The sequence below is a fragment of the Methylotenera versatilis 79 genome, from assembly GCF_000384375.1.
GTDB lineage: Bacteria > Pseudomonadota > Gammaproteobacteria > Burkholderiales > Methylophilaceae > Methylotenera_A > Methylotenera_A versatilis_B.
The window spans coordinates 588,290-605,707 of the sequence record NZ_ARVX01000001.1; the positions used below are offsets into that span (position 1 = coordinate 588,290).

Annotated in this window: 22 protein-coding genes, 1 tRNA gene and 1 riboswitch; of the genes, 15 read left to right on the top strand and 8 right to left on the bottom strand. The window is 39.2% G+C overall.

The features are described 5' to 3' along the window. Positions 1–165 precede the first annotated feature (165 nt). From METVE_RS0103050 to METVE_RS0103080, 7 genes are all read left to right on the top strand, one after another. Positions 166–990 carry a TIGR04255 family protein gene (locus tag METVE_RS0103050; RefSeq protein ID WP_020166979.1) on the top strand — a complete coding sequence of 275 codons (825 nt, stop codon included), beginning with the start codon at positions 166–168 and terminating at the stop codon, positions 988–990. Next, positions 983–1,555: a hypothetical protein gene (locus METVE_RS0103055; RefSeq protein WP_020166980.1), complete on the top strand. Its 573-nt coding sequence runs from the start codon at positions 983–985 to the stop codon at positions 1,553–1,555. The genes METVE_RS0103050 and METVE_RS0103055 overlap by 8 nt, the downstream gene beginning before the upstream one ends. A 14-nt stretch (positions 1,556–1,569) precedes the next feature. Further along, positions 1,570–2,121: a hypothetical protein gene (locus METVE_RS0103060; protein ID WP_020166981.1), complete on the top strand. Its 552-nt coding sequence runs from the start codon at positions 1,570–1,572 to the stop codon at positions 2,119–2,121. Positions 2,122–2,133: 12 nt separating this feature from the next. Beyond that, positions 2,134–2,901, top strand: coding sequence for a hypothetical protein (locus METVE_RS0103065; protein ID WP_020166982.1), 768 nt, complete (start codon positions 2,134–2,136; stop codon positions 2,899–2,901). A 233-nt stretch (positions 2,902–3,134) separates the two neighbouring features. After that, positions 3,135–4,337 carry a replication initiation factor gene (locus METVE_RS0103070; RefSeq protein ID WP_232415367.1) on the top strand — a complete coding sequence of 401 codons (1,203 nt, stop codon included), beginning with the start codon at positions 3,135–3,137 and terminating at the stop codon, positions 4,335–4,337. Between the two features lie 2 nt (positions 4,338–4,339). Further along, positions 4,340–4,678: a helix-turn-helix domain-containing protein gene (locus METVE_RS12845; protein WP_232415368.1), complete on the top strand. Its 339-nt coding sequence runs from the start codon at positions 4,340–4,342 to the stop codon at positions 4,676–4,678. Further along, on the top strand, positions 4,597–5,631 hold the full coding sequence (locus METVE_RS0103080; protein WP_255349066.1) for a tyrosine-type recombinase/integrase: 1,035 nt from the start codon (positions 4,597–4,599) through the stop codon (positions 5,629–5,631). Before METVE_RS12845 ends, METVE_RS0103080 begins: the two co-directional genes overlap by 82 nt. A 4-nt stretch (positions 5,632–5,635) precedes the next feature. Here METVE_RS0103080 and METVE_RS0103085 read toward each other — a convergent pair. Then, positions 5,636–5,711 (bottom strand) — tRNA-Phe (locus METVE_RS0103085). 214 nt (positions 5,712–5,925) lie between these two features. On the opposite strand from METVE_RS0103085, the gene lysM reads away from it, so the two are divergent. The 5 genes from lysM (at position 5,926) to cobC (ending at position 9,374) form a co-directional block, all read left to right on the top strand. Continuing rightward, positions 5,926–6,426, top strand: a complete 501-nt coding sequence (gene lysM, locus METVE_RS0103090) for a peptidoglycan-binding protein LysM (RefSeq protein ID WP_020166985.1) — start codon at positions 5,926–5,928, stop codon at positions 6,424–6,426. Between the two features lie 41 nt (positions 6,427–6,467). Next, positions 6,468–6,755 carry a hypothetical protein gene (locus METVE_RS0103095; RefSeq protein ID WP_020166986.1) on the top strand — a complete coding sequence of 96 codons (288 nt, stop codon included), beginning with the start codon at positions 6,468–6,470 and terminating at the stop codon, positions 6,753–6,755. A 120-nt stretch (positions 6,756–6,875) separates the two neighbouring features. Then, positions 6,876–7,991 carry a nicotinate-nucleotide--dimethylbenzimidazole phosphoribosyltransferase gene (gene cobT / locus METVE_RS0103100; RefSeq protein WP_020166987.1) on the top strand — a complete coding sequence of 372 codons (1,116 nt, stop codon included), beginning with the start codon at positions 6,876–6,878 and terminating at the stop codon, positions 7,989–7,991. Beyond that, positions 7,991–8,791: an adenosylcobinamide-GDP ribazoletransferase gene (locus METVE_RS0103105; protein ID WP_020166988.1), complete on the top strand. Its 801-nt coding sequence runs from the start codon at positions 7,991–7,993 to the stop codon at positions 8,789–8,791. The genes cobT and METVE_RS0103105 overlap by 1 nt, the downstream gene beginning before the upstream one ends. 4 nt (positions 8,792–8,795) lie before the next feature. Further along, on the top strand, positions 8,796–9,374 hold the full coding sequence (cobC, locus tag METVE_RS0103110; protein ID WP_020166989.1) for an alpha-ribazole phosphatase: 579 nt from the start codon (positions 8,796–8,798) through the stop codon (positions 9,372–9,374). Positions 9,375–9,396: 22 nt separating this feature from the next. On the opposite strand, the gene METVE_RS0103115 is transcribed toward cobC, so the two are convergent. The 5 genes from METVE_RS0103115 to METVE_RS0103135 all read right to left on the bottom strand — a co-directional run bounded on the left by METVE_RS0103115 (position 9,397) and on the right by METVE_RS0103135 (position 13,593). Further along, positions 9,397–9,618: an RNA-binding S4 domain-containing protein gene (locus METVE_RS0103115; RefSeq protein ID WP_020166990.1), complete on the bottom strand. Its 222-nt coding sequence runs from the start codon at positions 9,616–9,618 to the stop codon at positions 9,397–9,399. A gap of 23 nt (positions 9,619–9,641) precedes the next feature. Beyond that, a complete protein-coding gene (gene cobU, locus METVE_RS0103120) occupies positions 9,642–10,190 on the bottom strand; it encodes a bifunctional adenosylcobinamide kinase/adenosylcobinamide-phosphate guanylyltransferase (RefSeq protein ID WP_020166991.1) in 549 nt (182 codons plus the stop codon). Continuing rightward, complete coding sequence (bluB, locus tag METVE_RS0103125; protein WP_020166992.1) at positions 10,183–10,923, bottom strand: 5,6-dimethylbenzimidazole synthase; 741 nt, start codon at positions 10,921–10,923, stop codon at positions 10,183–10,185. The genes cobU and bluB overlap by 8 nt, the downstream gene beginning before the upstream one ends. A gap of 53 nt (positions 10,924–10,976) precedes the next feature. Next, entirely contained in the window at positions 10,977–11,558 is a 582-nt protein-coding gene (locus METVE_RS0103130; RefSeq protein ID WP_020166993.1) for a hypothetical protein, read from the bottom strand. 91 nt (positions 11,559–11,649) lie between these two features. Next, on the bottom strand, positions 11,650–13,593 hold the full coding sequence (locus METVE_RS0103135; protein WP_020166994.1) for a TonB-dependent receptor: 1,944 nt from the start codon (positions 13,591–13,593) through the stop codon (positions 11,650–11,652). 151 nt (positions 13,594–13,744) lie between these two features. After that, positions 13,745–13,971, bottom strand: a riboswitch (cobalamin riboswitch). A 195-nt stretch (positions 13,972–14,166) separates the two neighbouring features. On the opposite strand from METVE_RS0103135, the gene METVE_RS0103140 reads away from it, so the two are divergent. Continuing rightward, the gene (locus tag METVE_RS0103140; protein ID WP_020166995.1) at positions 14,167–14,403 is read left to right on the top strand and encodes a hypothetical protein; all 237 of its coding nucleotides are present in this window, start codon (positions 14,167–14,169) and stop codon (positions 14,401–14,403) included. Beyond that, the gene (locus METVE_RS0103145; RefSeq protein ID WP_020166996.1) at positions 14,400–14,705 is read left to right on the top strand and encodes a cell division protein ZapA; all 306 of its coding nucleotides are present in this window, start codon (positions 14,400–14,402) and stop codon (positions 14,703–14,705) included. The genes METVE_RS0103140 and METVE_RS0103145 overlap by 4 nt, the downstream gene beginning before the upstream one ends. 503 nt (positions 14,706–15,208) lie before the next feature. Here the strand turns inward: METVE_RS0103145 and METVE_RS0103150 are convergent. Then, positions 15,209–15,568, bottom strand: a complete 360-nt coding sequence (locus METVE_RS0103150) for a DUF2237 family protein (RefSeq protein WP_020166997.1) — start codon at positions 15,566–15,568, stop codon at positions 15,209–15,211. 95 nt (positions 15,569–15,663) lie between these two features. Between METVE_RS0103150 and METVE_RS0103155 the strand changes: the two genes are divergently transcribed. Beyond that, positions 15,664–16,125 carry an EVE domain-containing protein gene (locus METVE_RS0103155; RefSeq protein WP_020166998.1) on the top strand — a complete coding sequence of 154 codons (462 nt, stop codon included), beginning with the start codon at positions 15,664–15,666 and terminating at the stop codon, positions 16,123–16,125. An 88-nt stretch (positions 16,126–16,213) separates the two neighbouring features. Here the strand turns inward: METVE_RS0103155 and METVE_RS0103160 are convergent, their stop codons facing one another. Next, positions 16,214–17,347: a YVTN family beta-propeller repeat protein gene (locus tag METVE_RS0103160; RefSeq protein WP_020166999.1), complete on the bottom strand. Its 1,134-nt coding sequence runs from the start codon at positions 17,345–17,347 to the stop codon at positions 16,214–16,216. Positions 17,348–17,418: the final 71 nt, after the last annotated feature.

Here is a 17,418-nt window from a genome sequence, read left to right on the forward strand (position 1 = left end):
AAAATTTTTTCGCAATTATTTACCTCTAAAACTACAGATATTTGTCAATTCAAATGTGTTTCTTGTAATATGTAATGAATTTTAAGGTTCAGAATATGTGAATTATCTGTTCCTGTTATGCATGATTAATTTAAAAACTATATGGTTAATGTATAATCTCGAGTTATGTCTATTGAAAATTTATTTCCAATTGCTGGCAATAACGCAATTCAAAATGCAGCATTTGCCATTGAATGGCAGGTTGAATTAAGCTCTAGTGAACTGCAATCTATTCACTCAGCAATAGAATCTGAGTTGAAGCAAGATTTCCCTAATCAGCTTCCGCAACATCATCAAAAAATATCTTTTGTTATGGATACTAACTCCCCAAATAAGATTTCGCCTAGTGTTGAACTAGGAGGATTTCTTTATGAGAAAAGATCGCAGTATTCTACTAATCCTACACGCTCAATATCGCTGTCAAAACAGAGCTTAATAGTATTAATAAACGAATATAGTAGATGGGATAATGTCTGGGCAGACGTTAATAAGTATTTTTCAATAATACTTAAGCAATTAAAGAATGCTGCTATTGCCAACATTGGTTTGCAGTATTCAGATGTGTTTGTATGGAAAGATGATCCTAAGCAATTAAGATTACAAGAGGTTTTTAAACCTAATAGTAAATTCTTAACTCCTAATGTTTTACTGCTTAATGGCTTGTGGCATTCCCATCATGGTTATATCGTGGAGTCAGATAAACCTATTCCAAATAGCAGGTTGGATAACGTAAATGTTAATTTAATTAATGACGCTGGTGTGTTATCAATTCAAATAACAACTTCACATAGAGCAACTTTAAAGAATGTCATTTGGTCTACTAATGATCAAATTATGTCTCTAATTGACCAAGTTATAAATTCTTTACATACTGAAAATAAACTTATAATGACAGAATTGCTTTCTGACGAGCTATGCAAAAAAATAAAATTAGAGGTTAATAATGCTTGAGCCAATTACTTCAGCGCTTTTTGTTAGCTATTTAGCCTGCTTACCAGTTGCAACTAGAAAGCCAGACTATTTTCATTCAAATCAAAATGAGGTGGCATCTGGTATCCTGCCAGAATTAGAAACGCGTTATACAATAACGAAGGATTTTTCCCCTGTTACTGATTTTTTAATAGCACCTCAGATAGTCACACATTTTAATTATAATCATCTTGAAGCCATCAACAATGAAATTGATAGCTATCATTTTCTTTCAGATGGATGGGATGGTGATGACAGTTATGCGCCGTCAGTAGATGCCTTAAATAGAGCTAAAAATCTATTAGGTAAGTTGCCATCTGGAATAGCTAATCCAATTCCCATGATTTCCAAAAATGGTAATTTAGGACTTTACTGGAGTAATGACTTTTTCTACGCTGATCTCCATTTAGAAGACTATCAAAATATATCTTTATATATTAGAAAAAAAATCGATGGTTTGGATGAGTTTTTTTTCGATAATTTACCCGAAGATTCTTTAACTACTAATTGGATTAAAGAGAACGCAAGTATTTTATATTTGGCTTAAGTAGTTAGTAAATAATGACTTGCCAAGACTTTTTCGATGTACATTTAAATAATAATGATAAATGTAAGTTACTCCAAAAAGAACCGAGCAAATACACTTGGCAACTGGAGTCTGCTTCTAAGTTTTCACCACACCCAGTTCAAGACGAAGAGCCATTAATAAGACAAATAATTTCCCCAATTCATTTGGATACTGATTCAAAAACTCTTAAACCTACAGCTTTTGATGATGTTTTTAATAAAGGTTTATCAGTAAACAGATCACATCTCATTACAAGTGAAGCCCAAGTAATTGATGCTGCCTCTCTAAAAACAAAAGTATTTAATATTACAAACCCTGAAAAGCCGCAAAGAAAATTGCATGCTTTGACCAAATTTGTTGCAATAAATATCAGAACATTAACTGATTATGAAAATAATTTTGGTCTTGGGATTTATGATACAGCTTTGGAGAGAGACTCTTCTCACGCAGACATTTGTCACATTTCAGTTGACAACAAGCAAAATCAAAGAAGTATCAGATCAAAGTTGTTAGACCTAGCCAATCAAAACCTTACAGTGATTTAGACCAAAAAATTTATGGCTTTATTAGTTGAAGAATTAACTGTTTGGGATGTTAGTTTTCGCTGGGCTGGCTTTGATCCTGACAGATTTTATTTAAGGTATCCTTTATTAGTCAAAGATAACTTTCGATTACTAATGTTAGCCATACTTGAAGGGGAAATTATCTGTAACACCCTATGTTTAGACAAGAGGCCTAGTAATTCAAAAGCAGATCCGGATTATTACATCAGAACTCATATCGATAATGTTTACGCATGTATTCATGGTCAAAAATATAATATTAAATTACTGAAATGGGCGACGCTTGATCGTAATTGGTTTTATGAATGGTGCGTTCGTAGAGCCATAACTCCTCCCGAGTTCTGGTTTCCCCCAGGCTGGAAGATTGATTATGATCAACCAATCGGTGGATATCCTGGTTTTGCTATGCGGCATGAAGAGCCCAAAGAAAGTGGAGTTTCTGTCTCTTTTTCTTTTCATTGGCCAGAAGTAGATGAGGATCAGATTCACATCGCTGAAAATGATGATCTCAAAAACTCAAGCCGTAATCGTCCAAACCAATTAACTAAAATTGCTTGTCAAGTGATTGCTCAAAACATTTGGAGGACTGATAATAATGTTTCTATAGCTGATATGGTGCGTCGCCCTGAAATTCAAATATTGGGAGGTGCAAAACCATATGTTTACGAAGTCGTTAGGCGTTGGCTAAGTGAAGTTGCTCCTCCCGAAGTTAGTGCTAGAGTAGGTCGACGATCTAACAAAATCACTACTCAAGACATTTAATTTTTTTTATAGAAAACCGTATAAATGCTAGCTAAAAAATACTACTGCTAATTTAAGTAGTATTTGTTTTTCTAGCATGTAATTTTTAATCCATCTTTAAAAAGTCAGGATTCTAACTCCACCAATTAACGGAGTTAGAAATGAATAAGCAACAACACAATGAACCCAACACCGATTCTCTGGCCGACGACTGCCGCGCACTGCGCGGGGGAGGAGAAAGAGAATCGGTAGCGGTGCCTAGTAACACAGCTACTAATAACAGCAATAATATAAATTTAATTAAGTTTTTAAGATTTGGAGTTGATAGTCTTTATATCTCTTATCAAGGTGAAATCTTTGAAAGTGTAGATGAGAAATTATCCAAGCTTAAACTATTAGCTAGATCAGACAATCAAGGTCAACAAGCCAAAGCCCAATACAAGATAGGCGATCATCTATTTGAGGTCAAAGATAAAGGCACTTCGATGTTTGCCTATATCCTCGAAGACAATGCGTTCAGAATTCAGCTATCACGACCTAAAAAATCAGTACCGATGGCTTATGTCAAAGTATCTAGTGAATACCTCACTTACAAAACACCAGCCGATGCAGAAAAGTCGATTAATAATATTCTCACTGAACTAGGCGTCTTACAGTCTTCTGCCAATGTCAGTCGTATTGATCTGTACGTGGACTTTGTATCGCATCAGAACATGGAAGCATGGACACGAGAAGCATGGGTCACACGTGCTGGCTCTATCAGTTCCTATGCCATTAATAAACAGTTCACTGGCTGGGCAATTGGCATGGGTGGGGTCATTGGTGCTAGGTTATATAACAAGCTATTTGAAATTACTACCAGCAACAAAGGCTATCTGATTCCCTTATGGGAAGCTGCTGGAAGACTAGTTAATGAACCTGTCTGGCGATTAGAGTTTGAGTTTAAGCGTGATTTTTTAAGCCAGAAAGATTTAATCCCACTTAAAGATGCATTAGCCAATTTAAACGGCTTATGGTCTTACGCCACTACTGAATGGTTAAAACTTACTACTCCTAATGCAAACGATGATACTCGCGCCAGATGGCCTGTTCATCCGATGTGGCAGCAACTCGCAACACTCGATTGGGAAACCAACGATTCACCACTTAAGAGTCGTTTTAATAATCAACGTACACCAAACCATGAAGCAGTCATGGATCGCGGCTTAAGTGCTTTTACCACATGGATGGCGTGTAATGCCAAAGATGATCCAGATACCGCCTTTCGACAATTCTGTGACGCTCTAGCAATCCATATATCCGATAAGGCCAATAAGTTTAATTTGCATGTCGATGAAATGATCATGAGTAAGGTGGCTTACAAAGCGAGGTTGTTTAATACCTTAAACACCAACCCTCAAGAAGAATACTTATCGTTTAACTCTGACGCTTATCGTCGCGCCTCTGACGGTGAATAAACATGAAAGATAACGACTTGCCTTTGCCTGTTGTGCGTTGTCTTTCTAAAGAAGAGGCGGCTAAATATTTGGGTATTGGAGTTACTTTATTAAGTGAACTGGATATTCCAATCATTAAGTTTGGTCGTCGATCCGTTTATGACGTGATTGACTTGGATCTTTGGTTAGAGGAATATAAGCAGCGAGGGCGAGCCGGAAAGGAAACATTATGGCTCGTGAAACCGGAATCTACAGGAGAGATGGTTCACCTTATTGGTGGATCAGTGCAACACTCTCAAACGGCAAAAGAATACGCAAGAGTTCTGGGTCTGAAATCCGAGAAGAGGCCGAAGCCCTTCTAGCTAAAATTAAGTTAGATTCGTATCGTGCAATTCATTTTGGTATAAAGGCTGAACGCTCTTGGCAGGAAGCTGTTGTAAGGTATCTCGAAATTAAAGCAAGGCTTAGAAGTTATCGTGATGTAAAACGGATTTGTCTGAATTTACATCCCTATTTAGGAAACCTGATGCTTAATCAAATTAATGGCGACATTGTTTGGTTGATCATTGAGGGTGAATTTAAAAAGGGAAATAAACCAGCAACCGTAAATCGATACTTAGCTGCTTTACGTGGATTATTGCGTATGGCGCGTGACGAATGGCAATGGATAGATCATATCCCTAAAATTCGCATGTTAACTGGCGAGGTGGAACGCGATAGATGGCTAACAAGAGATGAAGCAGATAGTTTGTTAGCTGTTTGCCCACCTCACCTAGCAGCCGTTGTGAACTTTGCTTTAGCGACAGGATGCCGCGCTCGGGAAATTCTTGGTTTGGAATGGAATAGAGTTGATCTAAATCGAAATACGGCTTGGCTCAATCAAACTAAGAATGGCACACCGAGAGGGGTTCCATTAAATAAAAGTGCAGTTAAGGTTTTATCAGATCAAGTTGGGAAACACGCGAAATTTTGTTTTACTTATAACGGTGAACCGATTCGTTACAACATCACGAATCATGCTTGGATCACAGCACTTAAGAAAGCAGGATTAGAGGATTTTAGATTTCACGACTTGCGTCACACTTGGGCTTCTTGGCATCGTCAAGCTGGTACAAGTTGTGATGAACTGAAAGAACTAGGTGGTTGGAAAACGCGATCAATGGTTGATCGGTATGCTAAATTTGCAACAGAACATCTTGCACATGCAGCTAGTCGATTGGATATTGGTTCTCGTCACAATGTGATTGAATTGTCACAATTTGGTCACAGTCATCAAGAAAAAAAGGGCTTAACAGTTAAGTTAAACCCTTTTTAAATACTGGTGGCCGGGGACAGAATCGAACTGTCGACACGCGGATTTTCAATCCGCTGCTCTACCGACTGAGCTACCCGGCCAGCTGCAATAACATAATTATTTGCAAGTCGCGCATTATAGCAAACTTCACATAAATTTACACAGACAAGTGCAATTTAATTCAAACTTTGCGTGTTAAGTTAATTTAATTGTTTTATGATGATATTAGCAACAATCAACTTGCTGCTGCCACTAACAAGTGGCACAGTTTATTTTACGTTCGAATGACGACAATAAAATTAAAAGGAGTTTGGTATGGGAATGTTTTCATTTATTAAAGAAGCTGGTGAAAAACTATTTGGTATTGGCGAAGCAAAAGCCGCTGAAGAAGTCGCAAAAAAAGCACCAACACCTGTAAACGTAGACGCAGCCAATAAAGCCGCGGCTGATGCGATTGCAGCTTATGTTGCCAAAATGAATTTAACCGCACAAGATTTAACGATTGGTTTTGATGGCGCATCTGGCACGGTGATTGTGCAAGGTATGGCGGATACGCAAGAAACCAAAGAGAAAATCTTATTATGCTGTGGCAATGTAAAAGGTGTTGAGCATGTGCAGGATCAATTAGGCGTGATAGAAGCAGAAGCTGAGCCACAATTTTATACGGTTGTTAGTGGTGATACTTTGTCAAAAGTCGCTAAACAATTTTATGGCAACGCGAATGCGTACATGAAAATTTTTGAAGCAAATAAGCCAATGTTAAGCCATCCTGATAAAATTTATCCAGGTCAATCTTTACGTATTCCACCGCAGTAATTTATTTTTCATCAACATAATATCAATAAGGGAGTTTTACCATGAATACATTTTTACGCGCATTATTAGCAGGTGTTTTTGCAGTGTCATTATTAGCTGGTTGTCATAAATCGGATGACAAAGTGGAAACCATGAAAGAAGAAGTTGGCGAAGCCGTAGACGCAACCAAAGAAGCGGCTGGTGCTGTTGCATCAGAAACAAAAGATGCCGTGACTGACGCAGCAAAAGACGCAGCGGCGGCAACATCAGAAGCGGCGGCTGAGGCAAAAGAAGAAGCGGTAGATGCAGTGCAAGCAGCTAAAGATGCAGCTCACGAAGCAACAAAATAACCACTCTCAATTATTCTGCTAATAATTAGGTTAACTGTACCTAGTTAACCCTATATTTAGACTAAAATTTAACCCGTAAAGCCGTGAGGTTTTACGGGTTTTTCATTTACACTTATTACTATGAATCGATTTAAAATTACGCCATTAAATAGTCATTTAGAATCAACTGCATTGCAAGCCTCTCTACTACAAAAAATCCAGCAAAAAACCAAGCCGATTGGCGCGCTGGGTGAATTAGAAAATCTCGCACTGCAAATCGGATTAATCCAAAACACGCTCACACCACAATTAAATAATCCTACTATTTTGGTATTCGCGGCAGATCATGGCATCGCCAATCAAGGCGTCAGCGCTTATCCGCAGGCGGTGACTGCGCAAATGGTCATCAATTTTTTGCAAGGCGGCGCGGCGATTAATGTATTCGCCAAACAAAATAACATGACCTTACGCGTGATCGATGCAGGCGTGAATCACACTTTTGCGCCTGATATCCAAATACTTAACACTTTAATTGATGCAAAAATTGACTATGGAACACATAACTTTTTAGTTGAACCAGCGATGAGTTTAACGCAATGTGAGCAGGCAATCGCAAAAGGTGCGGCACTGGCAAAAGCCGAAATAGATAACGGCTGCAATGTGCTGGGTTTTGGTGAAATGGGCATTGGCAACACCTCATCCGCCAGTTGCTTAATGAGTCTGTTATGCGCCATACCGATTGGGCAATGTGTCGGTCGTGGCACAGGTTTGGATGATGCAGGCGTTGAGCATAAAACGGCTATTTTGAGACAGGCAATTCAACAGCACGCCTTAAACGGACAAGATGCTATACAGACTTTAGCGACTTTTGGCGGTTTTGAAATTGCCATGATGACAGGCGCAATGCTAAGTGCCGCTGAACATAAAACACTGTTAATCATTGATGGCTTTATTGCAACGGCGGCCTTATTAGTCGCTTACAATTTGCAACCCAATATCTTGGATTATTGTGTATTTGCGCATTGCTCCAACGAAACCGCGCACCGCCAAATGTTAGATTATTTAAAAGCAAAACCTCTGCTAAATCTTAATTTACGATTAGGCGAAGGATCTGGTGCGGCATTGGCTTATCCATTGATTGAAGCAGCGGTTAATTTTTTAAATGAAATGGCCAGCTTCGCCAGTGCAGGCGTCAGTGAAAGTATTGGTGAAAGTGCGCATGAAAGTATTGATAGCCAGCTTGAGAGGACGACTTAATGCAAAAAGAATGGCAATATTTCTTATTGGCTTTAGGTTTTTTCACGCGCATTCCTGTGCCTAATTTTGCCCATTTTCAAGAATCAGACTTAAATCATTCCGCCAAATATTTTCCGCTTGTTGGTATTTTTGTCGGCTTGATTGGTGCTGTTTTCTTTTACGCAGGCAGCCTAGTCTTTCCGCAAACTATCGCCGTATTAATCAGCATGGCAGCCACTATTTACCTCACTGGTGCGTTTCATGAAGATGGCTTAGCAGATAGCGCAGATGGCATTGGCGGCGGGTGGGAGCGTGAGCAAATACTCACTATCATGCAAGATTCGCGATTAGGCACTTATGGCGCAGTGGCATTATTTTTAATGTTGATGGCTAAATTTCAAACGCTTAATAGTCTTAACCCCATTTTAATTCCACTCACCTTAATCACAGGGCACGCTTTGAGTCGTTTATGGGCGGTATGGTTAATGGCGGCTTTAAGTTATGCCAAACCTGTAGGTAAAGCTAAACCATTAGCGACACAACTAAGCAAGCGCGATTTAGTCATTGCGAACATCTTTGGCTTATTACCATTTTTAGGCATTGTTGGCATGCTAATTGTGAGTGATCACTCACATTTAAACATCGCTCATTATATTTTAATGTCACTCTTACCAAGCTTGATTGTGTGGCTTTGGTGGCGCGCAAAACTGGAAAAGAACTTAGGCGGATACACAGGCGATACTTTAGGCGCCATCCAGCAATTAACAGAACTGGCCTTCTATTTAGGCGTATTGGCTTGGTCGCTTAAAACATTAAATTAAAATCATGAAATTAACATTGATTCGCCACACGCGTTTACAGATTGCACCTGGCATTTGTTATGGACAAAGCGATATCGATGTAGCCGCCACATTTATTGAAGAGTCTGAAAAAACTAAAACAAAACTAGCTGACATGGCATTTGATGCGGTTTATAGCAGCCCGTTACAGCGATGCGAAAAGTTAGCCCATTCGCTGAATATCGGCGTTCCGATGCTGGATATTCGTCTAAAAGAACTACATTTTGGCGATTGGGAATTACATGCCTGGGATGCGATTCCACGTGAACATTTCGATGTGTGGGCGCAAAATTATGCCCAAACTGCACCACCAAACGGTGAGACTTTTAGCCAATTACAAGTGCGTGGAGTCGATTTTTTGAATGAAATCTTAAGCAGTCATTCTGCAGAAAATATTGCAATCGTGACGCATGGCGGCATGATACGCGCCCTGCTTGCGCATGTATTAAACATGCCGCTGAAAGGTTTATTTCGCTTTAATATTGATTACGGCAGTATCACGCAACTGGAGTTTGGCGATGCTCAATCAGGTGCTGTGCCTAAAATTAATTTTGTGAATCTTTAAGAATTTTGCGCTTATTTAAGTGTTAAGTCGCTGCAATCACCGAAATTTTATTGTCGAAACATTCCACCGTTTGCCCTGCGCGGATTTTGGCGGTTTTACGCAATTCAATCGCACCGTCTACTAACACAATACCGTCTGCAACAAACGCTTTACCTTGCCCGCCGCTATCGGCGATACCAGTCGTTTTAAGCAAATCGCACAGCGCAATAAACTCGCCTTTTAATTCAAATGTGCTGGTTTCCATATATATCCTTTAATACTTAAAATTTAAGCGCTTTTTAGTTTAAGCGGCAAACCTGCTGCAATAAATACTACTTCATGCGCCTGTTGAGCAATTGCTTGATTCAACCTGCCTTGCTCATCCTGAAACTGACGATTAATTGCCCCCAAAGGTACGACTCCCATACCGACTTCATTACTCACTAAAATAATGTTGCCTTCTAGTTTCGGCAAAATATCCAGAAAATCCTTGCGTGTATCTTGCCAAAATTTAGCGGTATCTTTCACATTTTCAGGCGGCACACACTCTGGGCAAATACATTGCGCCAACCATAATGTTAAACAATCGACAATCACACAAGTGTTTGGTTTGGCTTCATTTACTAGCGCATCTGCAAGATGATGATGCACTTCTAGTGTTTTCCAATGTGATGGGCGGCTTTGCTGATGCAATGCAATACGCTGCTTAAATTCATCATCGTAAACTTGTGCAGTGGCGATATAAGTCACTGGCAAGCCAGATTCAATCGCCAACTTTTCAGCATAGCTACTTTTACCAGAACGTGCACCACCTAAAACCAGCGTTACTTTATTCATTTTTTGAACCCATTTCTGACAAATTATCGCCTTGCGAACCGTTCGTTTTCCAGCTATTTTCCATCAACATTTCACTTAAGGGCTTTTCTTTTGCCCAACCCGTTTCCACTAGCATAGGTGCTTTATAAAAGCTGCTCACATGCCCCAAACACAGTATGGCTATTGGTGTTGCGTCTTCGGGTATCTGTAATAATTGTGCTAACTGAATTGGATCAAAAAGCGACACCCAGCCCATACCTAATCCTTCCGCGCGTGATGCAAGCCACATATTCTGAATTGCACAACTCACCGATGCAATATCCATTTCTGGTATGGTACGGCGGCCAAAAATATGTTGCTCACGATTATTACAGAGCGTAGCAATTAACAACTCGCCACACTCTAAAATACCCTCAACTTTTAAGCGTAAAAATTCAGCACTTTTAGCATCAAACCCATTATGAACAAACCCAGTCGCTGTATTTTCAAACTCGCCAATGGCCTGTGATGTTTTAATGCGCTCAATATCGACCAATTGATGAATGCTCTTACGCAATTGATTATCAGTAATATGGATAAATCGCCAAGGCTGCATTAAACCGACGCTAGGTGCGTGGTGCGCAGCTTGCAGAATTTTCTGCAAAACCTCAGGCGCAACAGCTGTTGATAGAAAATGTCGCATGTCACGCCGTTCAGCAATGACTTTATAAATTGCGGCTTGTTCCGCTGGGCTGTATGCGTGAGAATTAGACATGTTAAATACAAAAAAAGCCGCTTTAAATTAAGCGACTTTTTTATTATGCATGATTATATTTTTGAAGTTTGCAAGGGTTTAACATTACGCCAAAGCGCAACACTCAACCAAAAAAACGCAAAATACATCATTGAGAATCCCATCCAGTTTGGCAAATATTCCCAACCATGTCGCATAGACTCGACTAAACCTTCAGCTGGAAAACGGCCAGAAAACAAATAGTAAGTTTGAGTAGAAATAACAAAAGCAACAAATGTCGTTCCTACACTCACTAAGATATAAGACAACACAGCACTTACATTAGCGGCGAATGTGTCTTTTTGTTTAGCTAACCATAAACCGCCCAACCACATTGCGCCGTAAGCAGGAATCAAACCCCAATAGCCATCTGTTAAACAAAAGCCTTGTGCAGGATCAAACGCAGCAGCGCCAAAATCAATCACCGTGGCTAATACAAAAAATACAATAAACCAAGTAGCGCGTTTTAACAATAAACCGCCTAATAAAAACAATACTAAACTGGCATCAGGCAATGAAACATGCGTCAACACATGACTGCCGCGCGTTAACAGCATAAAAAATGTAATAACTGCCGCGATAATCAGTTGTTTTGATAATGTTAAATGATTTTGCATAGATGATTGCCCTGCGCTTTAAAAGCCACAAATTAGTAATGACGAATCATACCATTATGTAGCTTTTATTTTTCAAATGAACGATTAAAACTTAAAAATCTGCGCGCATTCCAACGCGCCAAGTACGCACGAAATCGACAGGATAGATTGAGTCATCAGCAATTTGAATTGAGTTCTCTTCTTCAAACAAATTAGTAATTGATGTAAAGAAATTCAAATTCTTGTACTGATAATTTAGTGCGATGCTAGTTGAGTTGTAGTCATCCTGCTTTTGATCCAAATTGTTTTGAAAGTCTTTAAATGAATAGGCTTTTGAACGCCATGTATGGTTAAGATTTAAATTGGCATGCTCATAAAAATGATAGTTCAAATTGGCAACTATGGTATGTTTCGGCACTCCTGGTAAGTCTTTATTTCTAACAGTTGCATTACTAAGTGTAACGTCTTTATCAATAATTGCGCGAGTATAGTTATAAATTACGCTAGCATTTAAATTTTGATTAAATTTAAAGTAATCTTGTACTTCAAAGCCATATTTTGATGATTTATCAATATTTGAGTTTGTACCAAAAAATCCAAGTGTTGGATCTAAGTAAATTTCATTGTCTAATTTCGCATGAAATACATTTAGTTTTAAACGATTATTCTCAACAACATGATTTAAACCGACATTAAGCGTTTTAACTTTAGCAGGATCAATAAACCCATTAAAGCCACCCCCAAAAAAATCATATAAACGATCAAGGTCAGGCGCTTGATACGCAAGATTGTAGTTTGTAAAAACACTGACTTCATTATTGATACGATAATTTGCGCCAATGTCCCATGCGTCGATATCATTTGATGCTTTATCAATAGGTCCACCTATGGGAGATATCTTATATTTAACATTTTCGTTTCTACCACCTGCTGATAACGTTAAATTATCAATACGATATTCAGCTTGGGCAAAGAACGCATAATTATCTTTAGTCGATGTGTCTTTAGGTGTACCAAAAGCTCTTACAGATTTTCTTTCACCATCAAAATTTTGATAACCTACAATTGCATTTAAAAACTCATTTTTATAGGTTAGATTTACTTCGTTCGAGTCGTAGTTATAATTAGCTGTAGATGGAAATGCAGAAATAAAATCTGAGTATTTATCTTCTTGGTAATGGAATGCACTAATTTGTATATTTTTTGTAATATTGAATTCAGTTCCAATTCGCCATTGGTCACTATTAAATGATTGGTGAGTATAAGGAAATGGGCCACTTTGTCTTGGATTGTCTCTAAACTGAGCTTTAGTAAGTGTGTTTACGTATCTAATATCATTACGTGAACTTGTACCTTCTGCAAAAAAACGCAAATCTTCAGTGGGCTTAATTTTCAGTTTTACGTTTTGGCTGTTGCTGGTAAATTGGTCTTTGTGCCCTGTAACATCTTTTTTACTAAAACCATCATTACTGTCATGCGATAAACTCGCAGACAAATCAATATATTGCTCTGAAATCCCAGCAGTAATTAATGAGTTCTTTTGACCGAAATTACCTAATGAACTACTTAATGAGATGCCCGTTTTATTTTTAGTGTAAATTTGAATTGCACCAGCAGTCGCCCCATCACCATAAAGTACAGAACCGCTACCTTTAGCAATCTCAATACGCTCAACATTGCCAAGAGGGATACCAGCGAGTAGAGCGGGAGATAAGTCAATATTATTTAGACGCTGACCATCAATAGTTATGACTACATTTTGATAGCCATTTTCGGTACCAAAACCACGTAAATTAATCGCTGGAGTAGCTCGATTACCGATGTTAGGTGACACATTTAGTGACGTTTGCTGCGCTAGATAGTCATAAAGTGTCGTAACACCAGAGTCCTCAATTTGCTTCGCAGTATGAATTTCTGAAGCATAAGTGGTTTCGGTATCTTTGCGCTCAAAGCGATTCGCTTTAACGGTCACGTCATCTAAATTAATATTTTCAGCGGCAAAAAGTGGAGAAGTGATTGCCAAGCCGACTAAGCTGACAATAATAGACTGTTTCATTGGTGGATATCCCTGTTTATCACGCGACCCCGCGTGTTTTTATAATGAGGAATACCGGAAATGTTTGTAAAACCAGAACGAAATATACAAAAAATTGACGTCAATTTTAATTGCACATGATGTTTTGATTACCGTCACCCCGCGGTATTTCCTAACGAGTTTGTTGTAGGCCGGTCTCCGGGCTTATGAGGAATGATTTGCGCCTTCCCAAGTTAATTTCACTCAGTGGCTTGATTTGCAAAACTACACTCACTTACCGTTGCGGGGGCAGCATAAGCATTGTTTTTAGTCTTAAATACCAACTAAACGCACTTATTTCCCAGTTTCACCTTTGTTAATCGAATATTAACGTTAGGCACCTATCAACTAGGCGGGATTATATCTTTAATTTTATTGCACCTGTTATTTATTCAAGTGCGGTATAAATACTCGCAACCATCACTTAAGTGCTTGGCTAAGCAATTACCAAACGCTTGAATGTTTACGCAACAAGTGGGTTAAAACATATTAAATTACTTTGAATAGTCACCGTTAGCTATTGACTATAATGATTTTTTTCCTTTATAGTGGGATATGGATGCAGATTTAAAAAGATTAGAAGATAAAATTAGCAAGCTCATTTCTTTGTGCGTAACGTTACGCGAAGAAAATATACAGTTGCGCGGCAACTTGACGCAAGCACAACAAAACTCCGATACTTTAAAAAGCAATATGCTATTAGCGAGCCAAAAGCTTGAAATTCTGCTTGAAACAATGCCAGCTGATGCGGTTGCTTCTGGCACAGTTACTACGGATGAAGAAATATCATGAGTATCGCGAGATCAATCGATTTAACCATTATGGGACGTGAATTTACCGTTTCATGCACGGATGAAGAGCGCGCAGGTTTGCTTGAGGCAGTGAGTTATTTAGATAAAAAAATGCACGATATTCGTGATACTGGAAAAGTAATTGGTATTGAACGTATTGCGATGATGGCCGCGCTAAATTTGTCGCACGAATTGCTGCATACCAAGACTGGCGATGTTGACATCGGCGATTATAAGCGTAGGATTAGTGCCATGCAGAATCAAATTGACGATGCAATGACTGATCAAACAAAGCTGTTATAAGGTAGTTTTTAAACGTTTTTATGTGTTAACTTTATTGGTTAAATAATAGTAAACTGGTTTAGTTAACATGGCTTTTTAACCTAGTTCTTCAACTAGGCTGTTGTAATCAGTTTTATTCATCCGTTCGTCACAAGTTAGTTTTAACATTTAACTTGTTTTCTGTGGTGTTGCTTGAGTCTTAAATTCCTTGAACTAGTTTTCGTTATAGGTTTCAGCTATTCAAGTCGCGGTGTGAGCGCTCTAAATTGGGATGTCTTTTAAGGCACCCTTGGCGAGTGAACCTTAAGCGCTTTAGGTTGTTACCACTTGGACCTTTTTGGTTCAGGATAACGGCTCAGGCAACACCACAGAGAATAGGTTTTGTTTTTAAAGCGAAATTCCCGTGTTGTTTTTCACTCCCCGTACTTGATGTACTGCATTCGTTCAAATTCTTTGCCTCAGCTTCATTTGAACAATATTTGCACTTTAAACTCGCACTCAAAACTAGCTTGTGACAGCTAGTTTTAACGCAATTCGTGATATTTCAAATCAGCCAGACTGACAATTTCCAAACATTTCTCATGACACGCTTCTAGAACCACTGGCGGTGCAAAACCAGCTTCACTTGCTTCTAACCATCGCGCTGCGCATACGCACCAACGGTCACCAGCGACCAACCCTTCAAAACCATATTCAGGTCTTGGCGTACTTAAATCGTTACCGCGCGAAATTGAATAGGCTAAAAACTCATCCGTCATTTGCGCACAAACCGTGTGGCTTCCACTGTCTTCAGGTCCCGTTTCACAACATCCATTGCGGGTAAAGCCGGTTACAGGATCTAAACCACAAGTTTGCAGAGTTGTGCCTAATACGTTACGCGCCATGTTTTATTCCAAAATGATAAACTTCAATTATCATACCCAAAATTATGGATTCTAGTTTTAAATCAAATTTTTTAAATGAAGAAAGATGAGTTGCAATGCGTTATTGGTTGATGAAGTCAGAACCGACAGATGTATCGATTGACGATTTGGCCACGATGCCGAATCAAACAGTCGATTGGTATGGTGTGCGCAATTATCAAGCGCGTAATTTTATGCGCGACCAAATGCAGATTGGCGATGGCGTACTGTTTTACCACTCCAATTGCGAAATGCCAGGTATCGCAGGCATTGCAGAAGTGAGCAGCTTGGCTTATCCCGACCGATTACAATTTATAAAAAGTCACAAATATTTTGATGAGAAAGCCACGCCAGAAACACCGCGCTGGTTTAATGTGGATGTAAAACTAGTGCGCAAAACACGTTTATTGAGCTTAAAAGAGTTGCGTGAAACGCCAAAACTAGAAAACTTACGCATCTTACAACGTGGCAATCGCTTATCCATTACGCCTGTGGAGGCACAGGATTGGCGATATATTTTAGAATTACTTAACACATAAATTAAGCCAATTTTAGTGTTAACTTTAGGTTAACTGATGTTAAAAAGCCCGCTTTCGCGGGCTTTTTAATGATTAACTCAAACTTGAGTTAAGGCTTATCCAAACTTCCCATCGCTTTAGGATAAGTGACCAAACCCCACGGCATGCCTTTTACTTCGATTTGTTTGGTTACTTCTAATTTTTCTGCATCAATCACATAAACCGCATCTGATTTTCCGCATGCCAATAAGATTTCTTTTTCATTAGGCGTAAAACTAAAGTGCCAGCAGCGATTACCTGTTGGGATTTCTTTAATTTTTTCGTAGGTTTTCGCATCGAACACCTGCAGCAATTTAGCCTTGTTAGTCGCCACAAAAATACGCTCGCCTTTTTTGTCATACGCAATACCATAAGGTGTTTCTGCCGTATCTACGGTGCGCACCAAATTGTAATCTTTATCCAACACCATAAATTTGTTGCCATATTCTAATGTGGCCAAATAAGTCGTGCCGTCCGGTGATACTTTAATACCGCGTGGACGGTCACCCAATTCATGCGTTTTAATGGTTTTAACTAACTCGCCCGTTTCAATATTATGTACGGTCACTGTATTATCGGCTTCGTTAGTAATGACTAGCTGCTTACCATCGGCTGAGAACTCAATACCCTCTGTTTCTGGTCCGCCAGTTATCTCACGTATTTTTTCACCTTTGGCTAAATCGATCACCGCAATTTTTGCTGGAATCAAGTCGTCGTCGTCATCTTCTTCCTCTGCTTTGGCTTTTTCACCCGGTTTTGGTGGAGGCCCACCTTTTGAGCTTGGCTCAGAAGATACATAAGCAAAATTGCCACTTACGCGCACGAATTCAGGATTTTTACCGACTTTGATTTGTTGCAGCACATCGCCAGTGGCAGTATCAATGACAGAAACGCTTTCGTTGTCGCGCGTCGCTACAATCAGTTTTTTACCATCATCTGTCACACCTAAACCACGTGGTGATGCAGCTTTAAGATCAAGCTGCTTAACCACTTCCATAGTCGCTAAATCAATCACACTCACACTTGCATCTTGGCTGGTTACATAAGCCACGCCTGCTGATGTTGTCGGCGTTTCGGCAGATGTTTGCACTGCTGGTTCGTCTAATTTAGGTTCTGCTGCTTTTTCTTTATTACAGGCCGTCACGCTTGCAACTAGCGCAATTAAAATTAAGCTGATGCGTGTTTTATTTAAGGTTAATTTCATTCCAAATCTCCAAAGAATTTGTATTTAGTTTTCAATATAATCTATTATCAAGCAAAAACTATACTCATTAG

Bases quoted from the DNA above. Each gene is read 5' to 3' on its own strand.
- METVE_RS0103050 (WP_020166979.1), top strand. From the start codon at position 166: ATGTCTATTGAAAATTTATTTCCAATTGCTGGCAATAACGCAATTCAA.
- METVE_RS0103055 (WP_020166980.1), top strand. From the start codon at position 983: ATGCTTGAGCCAATTACTTCAGCGCTTTTTGTTAGCTATTTAGCCTGC.
- METVE_RS0103060 (WP_020166981.1), top strand. From the start codon at position 1,570: ATGACTTGCCAAGACTTTTTCGATGTACATTTAAATAATAATGATAAA.
- METVE_RS0103065 (WP_020166982.1), top strand. From the start codon at position 2,134: ATGGCTTTATTAGTTGAAGAATTAACTGTTTGGGATGTTAGTTTTCGC.
- METVE_RS12845 (WP_232415368.1), top strand. From the start codon at position 4,340: ATGAAAGATAACGACTTGCCTTTGCCTGTTGTGCGTTGTCTTTCTAAA.
- lysM (WP_020166985.1), top strand. From the start codon at position 5,926: ATGGGAATGTTTTCATTTATTAAAGAAGCTGGTGAAAAACTATTTGGT.
- METVE_RS0103095 (WP_020166986.1), top strand. From the start codon at position 6,468: ATGAATACATTTTTACGCGCATTATTAGCAGGTGTTTTTGCAGTGTCA.
- cobT (WP_020166987.1), top strand. From the start codon at position 6,876: ATGAATCGATTTAAAATTACGCCATTAAATAGTCATTTAGAATCAACT.
- METVE_RS0103105 (WP_020166988.1), top strand. From the start codon at position 7,991: ATGCAAAAAGAATGGCAATATTTCTTATTGGCTTTAGGTTTTTTCACG.
- cobC (WP_020166989.1), top strand. From the start codon at position 8,796: ATGAAATTAACATTGATTCGCCACACGCGTTTACAGATTGCACCTGGC.
- METVE_RS0103115 (WP_020166990.1), bottom strand. From the start codon at position 9,618: ATGGAAACCAGCACATTTGAATTAAAAGGCGAGTTTATTGCGCTGTGC.
- cobU (WP_020166991.1), bottom strand. From the start codon at position 10,190: ATGAATAAAGTAACGCTGGTTTTAGGTGGTGCACGTTCTGGTAAAAGT.
- bluB (WP_020166992.1), bottom strand. From the start codon at position 10,923: ATGTCTAATTCTCACGCATACAGCCCAGCGGAACAAGCCGCAATTTAT.
- METVE_RS0103130 (WP_020166993.1), bottom strand. From the start codon at position 11,558: ATGCAAAATCATTTAACATTATCAAAACAACTGATTATCGCGGCAGTT.
- METVE_RS0103135 (WP_020166994.1), bottom strand. From the start codon at position 13,593: ATGAAACAGTCTATTATTGTCAGCTTAGTCGGCTTGGCAATCACTTCT.
- METVE_RS0103140 (WP_020166995.1), top strand. From the start codon at position 14,167: ATGGATGCAGATTTAAAAAGATTAGAAGATAAAATTAGCAAGCTCATT.
- METVE_RS0103145 (WP_020166996.1), top strand. From the start codon at position 14,400: ATGAGTATCGCGAGATCAATCGATTTAACCATTATGGGACGTGAATTT.
- METVE_RS0103150 (WP_020166997.1), bottom strand. From the start codon at position 15,568: ATGGCGCGTAACGTATTAGGCACAACTCTGCAAACTTGTGGTTTAGAT.
- METVE_RS0103155 (WP_020166998.1), top strand. From the start codon at position 15,664: ATGCGTTATTGGTTGATGAAGTCAGAACCGACAGATGTATCGATTGAC.
- METVE_RS0103160 (WP_020166999.1), bottom strand. From the start codon at position 17,347: ATGAAATTAACCTTAAATAAAACACGCATCAGCTTAATTTTAATTGCG.